This window comes from Streptomyces sp. NPDC050564 (assembly GCF_044457265.1).
Lineage (GTDB): Bacteria > Actinomycetota > Actinomycetes > Streptomycetales > Streptomycetaceae > Streptomyces.
The window spans coordinates 1-14,192 of sequence record NZ_JBITGS010000090.1 but is presented as its reverse complement, the minus strand read 5'-3'; the positions used below and the strand labels follow the sequence as shown (position 1 = coordinate 14,192).

General features: G+C 69.5%; 13 protein-coding genes and 1 pseudogene. 12 read left to right on the top strand and 2 right to left on the bottom strand.

Annotated features, from left to right (window positions below; genetic code table 11):
• Nucleotides 1-361 precede the first annotated feature (361 nt).
• The 5 genes from ACIBK0_RS51050 to ACIBK0_RS51030 all read left to right on the top strand — a co-directional run bounded on the left by ACIBK0_RS51050 (nt 362) and on the right by ACIBK0_RS51030 (nt 6,132).
• On the top strand, nt 362-1,270 hold the full coding sequence (locus ACIBK0_RS51050; protein ID WP_399097172.1) for a universal stress protein: 909 nt from the start codon (nt 362-364) through the stop codon (nt 1,268-1,270).
• A 22-nt stretch (nt 1,271-1,292) separates the two neighbouring features.
• On the top strand, nt 1,293-3,923 hold the full coding sequence (gene ppdK, locus ACIBK0_RS51045; RefSeq protein WP_399097169.1) for a pyruvate, phosphate dikinase: 2,631 nt from the start codon (nt 1,293-1,295) through the stop codon (nt 3,921-3,923).
• Between the two features lie 249 nt (nt 3,924-4,172).
• Nucleotides 4,173-4,493 carry a universal stress protein gene (locus tag ACIBK0_RS51040; protein ID WP_399097166.1) on the top strand — a complete coding sequence of 107 codons (321 nt, stop codon included), beginning with the start codon at nt 4,173-4,175 and terminating at the stop codon, nt 4,491-4,493.
• 99 nt (nt 4,494-4,592) lie between these two features.
• Complete coding sequence (locus tag ACIBK0_RS51035) at nt 4,593-4,988, top strand: universal stress protein (protein WP_399097163.1); 396 nt, start codon at nt 4,593-4,595, stop codon at nt 4,986-4,988.
• Between the two features lie 256 nt (nt 4,989-5,244).
• Nucleotides 5,245-6,132: a universal stress protein gene (locus ACIBK0_RS51030; protein WP_399097159.1), complete on the top strand. Its 888-nt coding sequence runs from the start codon at nt 5,245-5,247 to the stop codon at nt 6,130-6,132.
• A gap of 90 nt (nt 6,133-6,222) precedes the next feature.
• On the opposite strand, the gene ACIBK0_RS51025 is transcribed toward ACIBK0_RS51030, so the two are convergent.
• Together ACIBK0_RS51025 and ACIBK0_RS51020 are read right to left on the bottom strand one after the other, a co-directional pair.
• The gene (locus ACIBK0_RS51025; protein WP_399097156.1) at nt 6,223-6,888 is read right to left on the bottom strand and encodes a DUF4389 domain-containing protein; all 666 of its coding nucleotides are present in this window, start codon (nt 6,886-6,888) and stop codon (nt 6,223-6,225) included.
• Nucleotides 6,889-7,112: 224 nt separating this feature from the next.
• Nucleotides 7,113-7,703 carry a hypothetical protein gene (locus tag ACIBK0_RS51020; protein WP_399097153.1) on the bottom strand — a complete coding sequence of 197 codons (591 nt, stop codon included), beginning with the start codon at nt 7,701-7,703 and terminating at the stop codon, nt 7,113-7,115.
• Nucleotides 7,704-7,930: 227 nt separating this feature from the next.
• On the opposite strand from ACIBK0_RS51020, the gene ACIBK0_RS51015 reads away from it, so the two are divergent.
• From ACIBK0_RS51015 to ACIBK0_RS50985, 7 genes and pseudogenes are all read left to right on the top strand, one after another.
• Nucleotides 7,931-8,221 (top strand): pyridoxamine 5'-phosphate oxidase family protein, encoded by a 291-nt coding sequence (locus tag ACIBK0_RS51015; protein WP_399097150.1) that lies wholly within the window; start codon nt 7,931-7,933, stop codon nt 8,219-8,221.
• A 132-nt stretch (nt 8,222-8,353) separates the two neighbouring features.
• Nucleotides 8,354-8,794, top strand: coding sequence for a pyridoxamine 5'-phosphate oxidase family protein (locus ACIBK0_RS51010; protein WP_399097175.1), 441 nt, complete (start codon nt 8,354-8,356; stop codon nt 8,792-8,794).
• Between the two features lie 239 nt (nt 8,795-9,033).
• Nucleotides 9,034-9,957: a carbamate kinase gene (locus ACIBK0_RS51005; protein WP_399097147.1), complete on the top strand. Its 924-nt coding sequence runs from the start codon at nt 9,034-9,036 to the stop codon at nt 9,955-9,957.
• A gap of 146 nt (nt 9,958-10,103) precedes the next feature.
• Nucleotides 10,104-12,362 (top strand): formate C-acetyltransferase, encoded by a 2,259-nt coding sequence (gene pflB / locus ACIBK0_RS51000; RefSeq protein ID WP_399097144.1) that lies wholly within the window; start codon nt 10,104-10,106, stop codon nt 12,360-12,362.
• Nucleotides 12,359-13,096: a pyruvate formate-lyase-activating protein gene (gene pflA, locus ACIBK0_RS50995; RefSeq protein WP_399097141.1), complete on the top strand. Its 738-nt coding sequence runs from the start codon at nt 12,359-12,361 to the stop codon at nt 13,094-13,096. The genes pflB and pflA overlap by 4 nt, the downstream gene beginning before the upstream one ends.
• Before the next feature lie 126 nt (nt 13,097-13,222).
• Nucleotides 13,223-13,774: an RNA polymerase sigma factor gene (locus ACIBK0_RS50990; protein WP_399097138.1), complete on the top strand. Its 552-nt coding sequence runs from the start codon at nt 13,223-13,225 to the stop codon at nt 13,772-13,774.
• 209 nt (nt 13,775-13,983) lie between these two features.
• A pseudogene (locus ACIBK0_RS50985) lies at nt 13,984-14,192 on the top strand (hydrolase); the annotation flags it as partial.

Here is a 14,192-nt window from a genome sequence, read left to right as displayed (position 1 = left end):
TCACCGCGCCGGCCTTGCCGAGGTCCGAGAGGCGCCGAAGTTGCGTGAAGCGGTCCGGGTCGCTGTCGCGGAACTCCTCCTTGTGCAGCAGGTCGACTCCAATCTCGCCCCAGCACCCCGCCTTCACCATGGGCCACCCGGCCCCGAGGCCGGGCCGCATGGCATCGGTCAGAGCTGAGGTCTCTAGCCGGTCCCCGCGCCAGTGCGGGAGGGACGCCGCCCGTGCCGTGGGCGCTGGGACAGCCTTGGGCCGGAAGGACCCTCGGAAGGGCCTGCCCGGCCCCTGGAACCCTGCTCTCCCCGGTATCAGGCTCGATGGGAGAAGAGGAATCCACGGGCATGCATTCAGGAGGTGCGGATCATGCTTCGACACGTCGCCGCGGGGATCGATGGCTCTCCGGAAAGTCTGGCCGCAGCGCACTGGGCGGCCCGCGAAGCTATGCGCCGAGGCGCGGCGCTGCGCCTGGTGCACGCATGGGAGTGGCAGCTGCGGCCGGCTCCGTCCGTGCCCGCGGACATGTCGCAGCGGTCCTGGGCCGAGGACATGCTGGCCCGGGCATCGGAGAGCATGCGGGCCGCGCACTCCGGCCTGCAGGTCATTGACCAGTCCGTGGCGGAAGCGCCGGTCGCAGCCCTTCTGTCGGCTGCCGAGCAGGCTGATCTGCTGGTTCTCGGCTCCCGCGGACTCGGCGGCGTCGCGGGGTTCCTGACGGGGTCGGTGTCGCAACGAATCATCGCCAGGGCACCGCATCCCGTGGTGCTGGTCCGGGCGGGAGAGTGCGTCGCCGACGAGCACTTCTCGGCAGTGGACGGGATTTCCCCCGAGGAGATACCCGAGACCCCCTACCGCGACGTCGTTCTCGGCCTCGACACCGACCGGCCCTGTGACGAACTGATCGAGTTCGCCTTCGACGCCGCCCTACGCCGTGGAGCCTCGCTGCGGGTGATTCACGCCTTCAGCGCCCCGTCGGGCTTCGCGGCGGTGGATAGGCTCGCCCCGGTGAACGGCCCGGAGCTGCTCGCCGAGCACGAGCACGCCGTGGTCGCGACGCTGCGCCCATGGTGCGAGAAGTTCCCCGAGGTAGTCGTCGCCGAGACCGTGACCGAAGGGCGTGCCGCCAGGGAGCTGGTAAGCGCCTCGACCGGTGCGGCTCTCGTCGTGGTGGGACGCCAGGTAAGGGAAGCCCGTCTCGGCACCCATGTCGGCTCGGTCGTACACGCCGTGCTGCACCACGCACCCTGCCCCGTTGCCGTCGTCCCGCACGTCTGAACAGCCCCGGAGGGTGAGAGAAATGACCCGGTATGTGTACGACTTCGCCGACGGCAGCCGTGACATGGCGGACCTCCTCGGCGGCAAGGGAGCGAACCTCGCGGAGATGACCCGGCTGGGACTGCCCGTACCGCCCGGTTTCACCGTCACCACCCACGCCTGCCGGGAGTACCTGGCCACCGGTGAGGAACCGGGGGAGCTGGGCGCCCAAGCCGCCCACATGCTGGCCGAGTTGGAGCGTAGGACAGGCCGTGAGCTGGGCGGACGGGACAACCCGCTGCTGCTGTCAGTGCGTTCGGGCAGCAAGTTCTCGATGCCCGGGATGATGGAGACCATCCTCGACATCGGCCTCGGCGACGAGTCCGTCCTCGGGCTCGCCAAGGCCACCGGCCGCGAGCGGTTCGCCTGGGACTCCTACCGCCGGCTCCTCCAGATGTACGGCCGTACCGTCCTCGGCATCGCTCCCGAACTCTTCGACCGGCGCGGGAGCAACGACGATCCCGCCCAGCTCGTCGAGGGCTTCAAGAAGGTGATCCGGGACGCGACGGGCGAGGAGTTCCCGCAGGACCCGGGCGAGCAGCTGTACCGGGCGATCCAGGCGGTCTTCCGCTCCTGGAACAGCGAGCGGGCCCGGCTCTACCGCCGCCGCGAACACATTCCCGATGACCTGGGCACCGCCGTCAACATCCAGGTCATGGTCTTCGGCAACCTCGGCCCGGACTCCGGCACGGGCGTCGCCTTCACCCGCGACCCGGCCACCGGCGCCCGCGGCGTCTACGGCGACTACTTGCCGGATGCTCAGGGCGAGGACGTGGTCGCCGGCATCCGTAACGCCGTACCGCTGGCCGAACTGGAACGGCTCGACCCGTCCTCGTACCGGCAACTCATCGACCACATGGGTACGTTGGAGCACCACTACCGCGATCTGTGCGACGTCGAGTTCACGATCGAGCGGGGCACGCTCTGGATGCTCCAGACCAGGGTCGGCAAGCGCACTGCCGAGGCCGCCTTCCGTATCGCCGAGGCGCTCGTCGACGAGAAGCTGATCGACGAGGATGAAGCGCTCGTCCGCGTCGGAGGGACGCAGCTCGCCCGCCTGATGTTCCCCCGCTTCGAGGGACACGCCGAAACGAAGCCGCTGGCGCACGGCGTCGCGGCCTCTCCAGGCGCTGCTGTCGGGGCGATCGTCTTCGACTCGGCGGAGGCGGTGCGCCGCGCCGCGACGAGGGAGAAGGTGATTCTCGTACGCCGCGAGACCACCCCCGACGATCTGCCCGGGATGGTCGCGGCCGAGGCCGTGCTCACCAGCCGCGGCGGCAAGACCAGCCACGCGGCCGTCGTGGCGCGCGGGATGGGCAAGGTTTGTGTGTGCGGGGCCGAGGAACTGACGGTGGACGTCGAGGCACGGACGCTCACCGCACCCGACCGGACCGTGCTCGCCGAAGGCACGGTGATCTCCGTGGACGGCACGGCGGGCACGGTCCACCTCGGGTCTCTGCCGCTCACCGACTCGCCGGTGGGCCGCTTCCTTGACACCGGGGAACGCGACGGTGCGTTGACGGACGCCGTGACCCGCACCCTCGAACACGCCGACGCTGTACGGCACTTGGGCGTGCGTGCCAACGCCGACACCCCCGAGGACGCGGCTCGCGCTCGCCGCTACGGGGCCGAGGGCATCGGTCTGTGCCGCACCGAGCACATGTTCCTGGGTGAACGGCGGAGCCTGGTCGAGGCGATGATCCTCGCCGAGGACGAGACCGGACGGTGCTCGGCCCTGGACGCGCTGTTGCCGCTCCAACGGGCCGACTTCGCCGGAATCCTGGCCGCGATGGACGGACTGCCGGTGACGATTCGGCTCATCGACCCGCCGTTGCACGAGTTCCTGCCCGACCGCACCGAGCTCGCCGTACGCGTCGCCACTCACCCGACCACGCACGACGAGCGCCTGCTGACGGCTGTCGAGCGGATGCATGAGAGCAACCCCATGCTCGGACTGCGCGGCGTGCGTCTGGGACTCGTCGTGCCCGGTCTGGTCGAGATGCAAGTACGGGCGATCGCCGAGGCCGTCGTGGAGCGGCTGGAGGACGGGGGAAACCCCAAGGCCGAGATCATGGTGCCGTTGGTCGGCACGGTCGAGGAGCTGCGGATCGTGCGGACGGCGGCGGAGCGCGTACTCGCCGAGGTGGCGGACGCCTCCGGGCTCACGATCGACTGTCCCATCGGCACGATGATCGAACTGCCGCGTGCAGCGCTGACCGCCGGCCGTATCGCCGAGGCCGCCGACTTCTTCTCCTTCGGCACCAACGACCTGACACAGACGGCGTGGGGCATGTCCCGCGACGACGTCGAGGCGTCCTTCTTCCCGGCGTATCTCGCCCAGGGCATCTTCGTCACCTCGCCCTTCGAAACCCTCGACCGGGCCGGGGTGGGCCGCCTGGTCCGTATCGCCGTCGAGGAGGGCCGCGCCACGAACCCTGGCCTGAAGATCGGCGTCTGCGGCGAACACGGCGGTGACCCCGACTCCATCCACTTCTTCCACGACACCGGCCTCGACTACGTCTCCTGCTCCCCGTTCCGCGTCCCGGCCGCCCGCCTCGAAGCAGGCCGCGCCGCCCTCGCGAACCGCGCCGACGGCGCGTCGGCCGCCACCTAGTGCCGCGTCAGCCAAGGTTTGCCCGTTGAGGAGCGGCGTCCGGTGCGTGCTCTGGGGGTCCCCCGGCCGAAGGCTGGGGGAGTGCCGGCCGGAAGTCCTCGTACTGGATGTACTTGGGCTTTCGGCCGGTGCGGCGAGTGGGGGCACCTCCCACGCCCTTACGGCAGTGGGGGAGCGTGCCGGGCGTCGCGACGGGGCGAACCTTGGCTGACGCGGCACTAGACAGCAGTGATCGAGGGAGGGACAGATATGACCACCCGTCATGTCACCGTCGGCGTGGACGGCTCGCTCATCGCCGTACGGGCCCTGGACCGGGCCGCCGAGGAAGCGGTGCTGCGCGGCGCCGTGCTGGACGTCGTGTATGCCGTGCCCGACCTCGACGAGGCCGGTCCCGTACTAGCGTCCGCGACGGCACGGGTGAACGAACGGTACCCCGGCCTGCCCGTCACGGCCTCGGCCTTCGAGGGCGGATCGGTCCAGGCGCTGGCGCGGCACGGTCGGGACGCGGCGCTCACCGTGGTCGGCACACGCGGTTCGGCGGCATCGCCGGCCTGCTCTTCGGCTCGGTGAGCCTGCGGCTGGGCGCGTGCACGCGCGGTCCGCTGCTCGTCGTACGGGGGAACCACCGGTCCGCAGGTCGCGACGAGGTGGTGCTCGGCCTGGAGAGTGATGCCGACGCGGACGCCGCGGCGTTCGCCTTCGCGGAGGCGGAGCGCCGCGGGGCCCGGCTGCGTGTGCTGGGCGCCCGGTCCCACCGGCACCCGGTGTCAGAGGTACCCGCCCCCGTGCCCGCAGACATGGGCCGGGGGACATGGGCCGGCGGATGCGGACCGTACAGGCCGTGCCCCGCTTCGCGATGACCGGGCTCCGGCAGCGGTACCCCCAGTCGAGGTGGAGACCAGCACGGTTCGCACCGGGCCGTCGCAGGCTTTGCTGGACGCGACGCGCGATGCCGCCGTCGTGGTCGTCGGCGCCCACCACCGCTCCCGCCGGCCGGGCCCACAACTGGGCCCGGTGGCCCATGTCCTGCTGCATCGTTCGCACTGCCCCGTCGTTGTCGTCTGATCGGACGCTCGGGCAAGGACATTTGGCCATCGCCGCACTAGTGCGCGGGCAGTGGGTGGTCTGTCCTCTCTCCGCGGCGGGCGAACTCAAATGCCCTGCGCAGAAAGGGCGTTGTCTGCCGGCATCATCGTCCGCGCCCGCCGCGAGGACCCGTCGCCACATGGGCCGACCGGTCCTGGGCCGGGACCAGCGGCCCCTGCCTGCGCAAGCTCCGAGTCCGGAGACTTGAAGTGCACCCCTTGAAGGAGGTCCGCACATGTCCCGCAACATCACCGTCGGCCTGGACGGCTCGCCCGAGAGTCTCGCCGCAGCCGACTGGGCTGCCCGCGAGGCGCTGCTGCGCGACGCGCCCCTGCGTCTCGTGCACGCGTGGCAGTGGCATCCCTATACGTACTCACCGCTGGCAGGCGCCGCCGTACCACCGTCCGAGGACGACCCGCGGCGCGAGTGGGCCGAGCGTCTGCCGCGGGAGACCGCCGCCCGGATTGCAGAACGCCACCCTCGTCTGTCGATCAGCGCCGAACGGATTCCGGAGCAGCCCGTCACCGCATTGTTGGCTGTCGCCGAAGACGCCGATCTTCTGGTGCTCGGGTCGCGGGGCCTCGGCGCAGTCGCCGGGTTCCTGGTGGGCTCCGTGGCACTCGCCGTCGTGGCCCGGACCGAGCGGCCGGTCGTTCTCGTACGAGCAGGTGAGCGCCACGAGGACGACCATCTGACCGGCGATGTCGTGCTCGGTCTGGACCTGGAGAATCCCGATGACTCCGTGCTCGGGTTCGCGTTCGACGCCGCCTCCCGCCGGGCGGCGGGCCTGCGTGTCGTCCACGGTTGGAGTCTGCCGCCCTATTACTACGGATACGGCGGTGCCCTCGACCCTCAGCTCAACGCGGAGCTGGGCGCACAGGTACAGCACCGGCTGACCGAGGTACTGCGGCCGTGGCGAGATAAGTTCCCCGGCATCGAGGTGAACGAGCAGGCCGTCATCGGCAGCGCGGGATCCCATCTGGTCGACGCTTCCCGGGATGCCTCACTGGTCGTCGTGGGCCGTCGCAACCGTCGTACGCCGGCCGGTTCTCACATTGGACCCGTGACACAAGCCGTACTGCACCACTCCGCTGCCCCGGTCGCGGTGATTCCGCACGACTGACCATCCAGACCATCCGCGGCGCTCGCATGGGCCCCGGGGTTGCCACCCGGGGGCCCGTGCGGTGATGGAAGCCTGTCACCACCGCGGTGATCACGGCTGGTCCAGTGGGACCGTCGGCTCCGAGCCGCCCATGTCGAGGCGGAACGGCGGGTACGTGTCCGTCATCAGGGCCGCGTACGCGGCGACTCGCAGCACCCACCGGATGAGGCCGAGGATCAGGTCGTACAGATCCTTCGGGTACTTCTCGGTGAACGCCAGGATCACAGCGGCGATGACCGCCAGCACGGTGATGAGTCCGCTGTCCCACCAACCGTGGTGGACGCCGCCGAGGAAGAAGCCGATGACGATGTAGTGCGGGATGGCCAGGAGCCACCACTTCACCAGCACCAGACCGCGGGAGAGCCGCTCCGGATAGGCGATGTCCAGCCGCGCTGGGTAGTCCGGTTCCTCGCCCAGGCTGAACGGTGGATACCTGTCGGTGCCGAGGGCGCCGTACGAGTAGTAGGCGACTCGCCAACTCCACCGCAATACACCCAGGTTGAAATCGAAGAGCGGGCGCGGGTAGCGCTCGGTGAACAGGATGGCGAAGAACGCGATCACGCTCACCACGGTGAAGGCGATCCAGAGGAAGAACAGCACCACGTAGTGCGGGATGGCCAGGATCCACTTCACCAGCCACAGCCACCGGGACAACGGTGCGTCGAGACGTGCGTACACCCGGACCGGACGGTCCGGGAATCCCACCAGAGTCGTCATGGTGATCAGCTCCTTCACCCCGGCGGGCAAATCGCCGGGTCGGGCTCAAGACCAGTCTGACCATTTCGCGAGCGACGTCGCGAGGGCCCTGTGGACCCGTCCTGGGAGGACGGTCGACCTACGTGACCGGCCATGTGCGGTGCGCGCCGGAGGGGCGACCAGGACGAGGCCGCCCTGCGAGGTCGGCTTCACTTGGACGGTCGACCCATGGACGGGGTCAGCCGCTACGGGTCATGTGGTCTTGCGTCCCCCTGAGCTCCGAGCTGGTCCCACTCGCGGCCCCATCGGTCGTAGCGGCGCTGATCGAGCCGCCATTGCGCGACGCGGCCGGCGGCGAACGTCAGGCCGGCGAAAGCGACTGCGGCTCCGGCGCCGAGCGCGCCCGCCTCCAAAGCCGCCTTCGAGGCGGTCGGCGGCTCCGTGGTGGGCTGCCCCGCGTCGTTCAGCCAGACCACGACCTGCGATCCGGCCCGGTGTCCCGAGCCCACCAGGGCCCGGCCAGTATGGGCGGAGCCGTCCGACGCCGTCCAGCGGACCTTCGCCCGGACACGGTCATAGGTTGTGCCTTCCGCCGTCGGCACAGTCCGTGTCGTGCTCTCGACGAGGACGGCTCGGACCGAGTGCCGCTCGTGGCGCAGCTGCCGGAAGGACTCGTCGGCGGCATGGCCTGCCATCACGCCGATCACGGTGCCGCCCAACGCGATGACGGTCCAGACGACCAGAATGAACCACGCCTCGATGACGTCGTCGTGCCGTCGCAGCGGATTGCTGCGCCACCGCCACAGCAGCTGCCTCACACGCTTTGTCCTGCGCATCGCACTGCACCTCCTCGTCATCGAGGACAGCAACGTGACATCCGGCAGTGAGTGGCGGCAGGGGCCGACCGGACGGCATCACTGGGCCGTCCGGAGCCCGCTCGCGTGGGGCGTTGGGCCGGTCAGCCCGAGTTGGTGAGGAGAGGTCGGCTTGGTGCGCTCACGCGCAGGCGTCGGTCGGTTCGAACGGGACCGCTCGGTCCGGCGATGGGGACCGACCGGCCCATGTGAACAGCATCTGCCACGGTCAGGCTGGACATACAAGGTCACGCACCTTCAGGACGGCACCCGACGCCGTTCCCGCGACAGCCGCCGGGGCGCTCGTAGCCTTCGAGGTCGACCACATAGACGAGGCGCTCAGCCAGGGCTGGAGCGTGCTCGTACGCGGCCGTGCCCGAGCCGTGCGGGAGCCCGACGCCGTGGAACGGCTGGAGGCGCTTGCGTACAGCGGTCCATGGGCAGGCGGCGAGCGTATCGAGCCCGTCAACACCGCCGGGCACCGGATCGAGGTGCGGTGACCCCGGTCGATCGCAGGGCCCGACGGGCGGCCACTCTCCGGCCGTCCTGGACCGATGGGCCCTCGCCTCCGTACCCCGCAGCCCCACAGGATGAAACGCGTACCGCTGTACTGCGTGAAAGTGATCTCCGTGATGAACCCCAACGACGGCTTCCGTGACCTCGACCGACAAGAGTGCCTCCGTCTGCTGGAGGGTGCACCGATCGGCCGCATCGTCCACACGCGTCACGCCTTGCCCGCGGTCCTGCCGGTCAATTTCTGCCTGGACAACGATTCCGCGGTACTGCTGCGCACCTCCGCCGACTCGGAGCTGGCCTCTGCCGTCGATGGCGTGGTGGTCGCCTTCGAAGCGGACGAGGTGGACGTGACGACCCACTCCGGTTGGAGCGTCGTGGTGACCGGCCGCGCCACGGTGGTGACCGACCCCGCCGAGCACGCCCGGTTGTCCCTGAGCGTTCCGCGCCCGTGGCTGGCTGTACGTGAGGAAGTCTTCATCCGCATCGAGTCCGAGTTGGTCAGTGGCCGTCAACTCGTGGGAGGACGCACGGTCTACGGGGCCGACCTCTCCTCCTGAAGGCTGTCCCTGTCCCGGCCGGGGCCGATCGGGACGACACGCCGGGACCAATGGCCCCGGCGGCGGGAAAGGTGGCCACTCACCATGAGCGGGCCCGCGCAGAAGAATCGTTCACGGATCGCCCCATCCGCGGTAAACCGCGCAAGGAGCACTTCGCCCGCCTCCCTTGTCTTCGACCACGCGGAGAACCGGCTGCGCACCATCAAGGCCGTACTCGCCGCCCCTTGGAGGACTGAACCATGCGCATGGTCATCGCCCTCGGCGGCAACGCTCTGCTGCACCGTGGCGAACACCCCGACGCGGCCGTCCAGCAGGCGAACATCGACCGGGTGACCACCGCGATCGCCGCCCTGGCCCACGAGCACGAGATCGTCATCACTTACGGCAACGGCCCCCAGATCGGCCTGCTCGCCATCGAGAGCGCCGCCGACTCTGCCCTCAGTGCCCCGTATCCGCTGGACCTGCTCGGCGCCCAGACCCAAGGCATGATCGGCTCCCTGCTGGCCCGCACCCTTCACAACGCCCTGCCCGGCCGCCGGATCGCCGTGCTGGTCACTCACACCCTTGTTCGGGCCGACGACCCGGCTTTCGACCGTCCCACGAAGTTCGTGGGCCAGGTGTACCCCTACGAACTGGCGGCGTTGCTGGCCCGTAAGCGTGGCTGGCACATTGCCGCGGACAGCAGCGGTTGGCGCCGCGTCGTCCCCTCTCCGGCGCCCGAGCGGATTGTCGAGACCGAGACCGTCCACGAACTGCTCAGCAGCGGCACTCTCGTCATCTGCGCAGGCGGTGGAGGCGTCCCCGTCGTCGCCGACCACGACACCGGGGCGGTGACGGGAGCAGAGGCGGTCATAGACAAGGACCTGACGGCGGCCCTGCTCGCCGAGGACCTGAAGGCCGACTTCCTGCTCATCCTCACCGACGTGCCGTGTGTCTACGACGGCTACGGCACTCCCCACCAGCGGCCCGTCCTGGGCGCCACACCCACCGAGTTGCGCCGGCGCGGCTTCCCGGACGGCTCGATGGGCCCCAAGGCCGAGGCCGCCGCCCGGTTCGTCGAACGCACCGGGGGACTGGCCGCGATCGGTGCCCTGGACGCGGCGTACGAGATCGTCCACGGCAGGTCGGGCACGCTCGTCAGGCCGGACCTCCCTGCCGCGTGAGCGCCTGTGCCCAGGGGGCCGAACGGCCCCGGCCGGAGGCCGGACGGCGGGGGCATGGGCACTGCACGGCCCTCCCGGTGGCCATCGCGTCACACAAGTATCGAAAGGGAGACATTCCCGTGCGGAGCAGAGGGAGAGAACCGGCGATGACAGCGACAGTGACGGTCGGAACGCGCGCGTCCGAGGCATGGCGCGGTTTCGCCGGGACGCAGTGGCGAGAGCGTGTCGATGTACGCGACTTCATCCAGGCCAATTACACGCCGTACGAAGGTGACGCGGCCTTCCTGGCCGGCCCGACGCACCGTACGCGGGAGGTCTGGGAGAAAGTCAGCGCTCTGTTCCCGGAAGAACGGCGCAGGGGCATCCTCGACGTCGACACCAGGACCCCTTCGACGATCACCTCGCACGCGCCCGGATACATCGACCGCGAGCGGGAGCTGATCGTCGGCCTGCAGACCGATGCCCCGCTGAAGCGCGCGGTCATGCCGAACGGCGGCCTGCGGATGGTCGAGAACAGCCTGAAGGCGTACGGCTACGAGCCCGACCCCTTCGTCACCCGCGTCTTCGGTACCTACCGCAAGACCCACAACGACGGTGTCTTCGATGCGTACACCCCCGAGATGCGCGCCGTCCGTAAGGCAGGCATCATCACGGGGCTGCCCGACGCGTACGGCCGCGGCCGGATCATCGGCGACTACCGGCGGGTGGCGTTGTACGGCACGGACCGGTTGACCGAGGCCAAGCGCGCCGAGCGCGCGTTGCTGGACGCTGCGCCGTCGACGGAGCACGTCATCCGCGACCGCGAGGAACTCGCTGAGCAGATAAGGGCGTTGGGCGAGCTCACGCGGATGGCGGCCACCTACGGCTGCGACGTCTCCCGCCCTGCCACCACCGCCCACGAAGCCGTGCAGTGGCTCTACCTCGGCTACCTCGCCGCTGTGAAGGAACAAAACGGCGCCGCGATGTCCCTGGGCCGCACCTCCACCTTCCTGGACGTCTACATCCAGCGGGACCTGGAGGAGGACTCGATCGACGAGCCCCGCGCCCAGGAGCTGATCGACGACTTCGTGATCAAGCTGCGGATCGTACGCTTCCTGCGCACGCCCGAGTACGACACGCTCTTCTCCGGTGACCCGACCTGGGTGACGGAGTCCATCGGCGGCCTCGGCGCGGACGGCCGCCCCCTGGTCACCCGCACCTCTTTCCGCTTCCTGCAGACCCTCTACAACCTCGGCCCGGCGCCCGAGCCCAACCTGACGGTGCTGTGGTCGCCTCGGCTGCCGTCCGGCTTCAAGGAGTTCTGCGCCAAGGTCTCCATCGACACCAGCGCCGTCCAGTACGAATCCGACGAGCTGATGCGCCCTTGCACCGGTGACGACACGGCGATCGCATGTTGCGTGTCGGCGATGGCGGTCGGCAAGCAGATGCAGTTCTTCGGCGCCCGGGTCAATCTCGCCAAGGCGCTGCTGTACGCGATCAACGGCGGCCGAGACGAGATGAGCGGCGAGCAGATCGCCCCCGAGGCGCCCGCGCTGACCGGTGAGTATCTGGAGTACGAGGAACTGTCGGCGGCCTACGACCGCATGCTGGACTGGCTCGCGGGGACCTACGTCAACACGCTCAACGTCATCCACTACATGCACGACAAGTACGCCTACGAGCGCATCGAGATGGCGCTGCACGACCATCCCGTGCACCGCTTCATGGCCTGCGGCATCGCGGGCCTGTCGGTCGCCGCCGACAGCCTGTCCGCCGTGAAGAACGCGCGGGTGAAGGTGATCCGGGACGAAACCGGTCTGGCCGTGGACTACGCGGTCGAGGGCGACTTCCCGGCATACGGCAACAATGACGATCGTGCGGACGCCGTCGCCGTCGGGCTGGTCGAGTCCTTCATGGCCAAAGTGTGCAAGCACCCTGCCTACCGGGACGCCGAACACACCCAGTCGGTGCTGACGATCACCTCGAACGTCGTCTATGGCCAGCACACCGGGAACACCCCCGACGGCCGGCGCGCCGGGCAGCCCTTCGCGCCCGGCGCCAACCCCATGAACGGCCGCGACCGGCACGGGGTGGCCGCCTCCGCGCTCTCCGTCGCCAAGCTCCCGTACGAGCAGGCCCGTGACGGCATCTCGCTGACGACGACGATCACCCCGGAGGGCCTGGGGCACGCGCCCGGCGAGCGCGTCGGCCACCTGGTCGGCATCCTCGACGCGTACATGGCCTCGGGTGGCTTCCATATGAACGTCAACGTCCTGGACCGGGCCATGCTGGAGGACGCGATGGAACACCCGGAGAAGTACCCGGAGTTGACCATCCGGGTCTCCGGGTACGCCGTCAACTTCGTCCGGCTGACCCGCGAGCAGCAGCTCGACGTGATCAGCCGCACCTTCCACGGAACGCTGTGAAGCCCGTGACGACCGGCCGGATCCACTCCTGGGACCTGTCCACCGGCGTGGACGGTCCCGGGACCCGGTTCGTCCTCTTCGTCAACGGCTGCCCGCTGCGCTGCCTCTACTGTGCCAACCCCGACACCTGGCACATGCGGGACGGCCGCGAAGTCACCGCCGACGAAGTGATGGCGGAGATCGACAAGTACCGGGTCTTCGTCACGACGGCCGGGGGCGGTGTGACGATCACGGGAGGGGAGCCGTTGCTCCAGCCGGCCTTCACCGCAGAGCTTCTGCGCCGCTGCAGGGAGGCGGGACTGCACACGGCCCTCGACACCTCCGGCTTCCTCGGCGCCCGCGCCACGGATCAACTCCTCGCCGATACGGACCTGGTGCTTCTGGACATCAAGTCCTTCGACATCCCTACGTACCGGAAGCTGACCGGCGGAGAACTGGCGCCCACGCTCAGCTTCGCCACTCGCCTGGACCGCCTCGGCATCCCCATGTGGATCCGCTATGTCCTCGTCCCCGGCTGGAACGACGACCCGGAGGCCGTCGCCGGGCTCGCCCAGTTCGTCGCCGGACTCGGCAATGTCGATCGGGTGGACGTCCTGCCCTTCCACAAGCTCGGCGCCGCGAAGTACGAAGCCCTGGGAATCCCTTTCCCGCTGCGGGACAACCCGGTTCCCGATCAGACCTTGACGGAGCGCGTGCGTAAGCAATTCCGGGAGCTCGGGCTCGTCGCGTACTGAGCCTGAGCGTACCTGGGCCCATGCGAGGCCCCTCGGAGGCGGCGTTCGCCATGCCGCCGGAACCGCCCCAGGAAGGGCATGCGACTATCATGCCTGGCCTCTGATCGACACCGAGGGGAGCACGCAGTGCAGGACGCGGCGGAGACCGAGGAGCTCGCTCTGCGCGCGGCCGCCGGTGACGGGGCGGCGCTGGACGCGTTGCTCCAGAAGGTCCAGCCCGAGGTCGTACGGCGCTGCGGGCGCTTCCTGCCCTGTCGCGAGGACGCCGAGGAGGCGGCCCAGGACGTCCTCCTCCAGGTGTCCCGGAAGATCACCACGTTCGAGGGCCGCAGCCGCTTCAGCACCTGGCTGTACACGGTGGTCGCGAACTGCGCCCGCCAGAAGTACCGCGAGCTGAAGCGGCGCGCGGCCGAGCAGCCGGTCGTCATCGACGCGTCGCAGCATGTCGATCCGCGCACCACCAGCGTCATCGCCGGATCCCGGGTCGACCTCCTGGAGGCGCTGGAGCGCCTGGAGCGGGAACACCCGCATCTGGTGGCGCCGTTGGTCTACCGGGACATCTGCCAGCTGGAGTACGCGGAGGTGGCCGAGCGGGTGGGCATCCCGCTCGGCACGCTCAAGTCCCGTCTGCACGAGGCACGCAAGCAGGTCAGGCCCTGGCTGACAGAAGCCTCTTGACGGAGCGTCAACTTACCTTCCTCATGTGGAAGTTGCGACGCACGGTAAGAGCTTTCTGAGAAGTCGCCGAAGGGTCTCCCGGCGGCCGTGATCTTGTGTGTACTGTCCACCCTTGTGTGGAACGGCAGTTGTTCAACGGCCGTTCTACGCGCGCAGATCGACGCCCGCACCGCCTCTTCCACAGTCCCCCACTCATGGAGGAAAGCCGGATGCTCACCCCCACAAAACCCCGCCACAGACTCGCCGTCGCCCTGACCGCGCTCGGCGTCCTGCTCACCGGAGCCGCTCTCCAGACGTCCACCGCGTCCCCTGCTCACGCGGCGACCACGCACCGCATCCTGTTCGACAACGGCCACGCCGAGACGGCGGGCAACGCCGACTGGATCATCTCCACCAGCCAGCCCGACCCGCTCGGCCA

Coding starts and splice junctions, on each gene's coding strand:
- ACIBK0_RS51040 (WP_399097166.1), top strand. CDS start 4,173: ATGACCACCCGTCATGTCACCGTCGGCGTGGACGGCTCGCTCATCGCC.
- ppdK (WP_399097169.1), top strand. CDS start 1,293: ATGACCCGGTATGTGTACGACTTCGCCGACGGCAGCCGTGACATGGCG.
- ACIBK0_RS51020 (WP_399097153.1), bottom strand. CDS start 7,703: ATGCGCAGGACAAAGCGTGTGAGGCAGCTGCTGTGGCGGTGGCGCAGC.
- pflB (WP_399097144.1), top strand. CDS start 10,104: ATGACAGCGACAGTGACGGTCGGAACGCGCGCGTCCGAGGCATGGCGC.
- ACIBK0_RS51030 (WP_399097159.1), top strand. CDS start 5,245: ATGTCCCGCAACATCACCGTCGGCCTGGACGGCTCGCCCGAGAGTCTC.
- ACIBK0_RS51010 (WP_399097175.1), top strand. CDS start 8,354: ATGAACCCCAACGACGGCTTCCGTGACCTCGACCGACAAGAGTGCCTC.
- ACIBK0_RS51005 (WP_399097147.1), top strand. CDS start 9,034: ATGCGCATGGTCATCGCCCTCGGCGGCAACGCTCTGCTGCACCGTGGC.
- ACIBK0_RS51050 (WP_399097172.1), top strand. CDS start 362: ATGCTTCGACACGTCGCCGCGGGGATCGATGGCTCTCCGGAAAGTCTG.
- ACIBK0_RS51035 (WP_399097163.1), top strand. CDS start 4,593: ATGCCGACGCGGACGCCGCGGCGTTCGCCTTCGCGGAGGCGGAGCGCC.
- ACIBK0_RS51025 (WP_399097156.1), bottom strand. CDS start 6,888: ATGACGACTCTGGTGGGATTCCCGGACCGTCCGGTCCGGGTGTACGCA.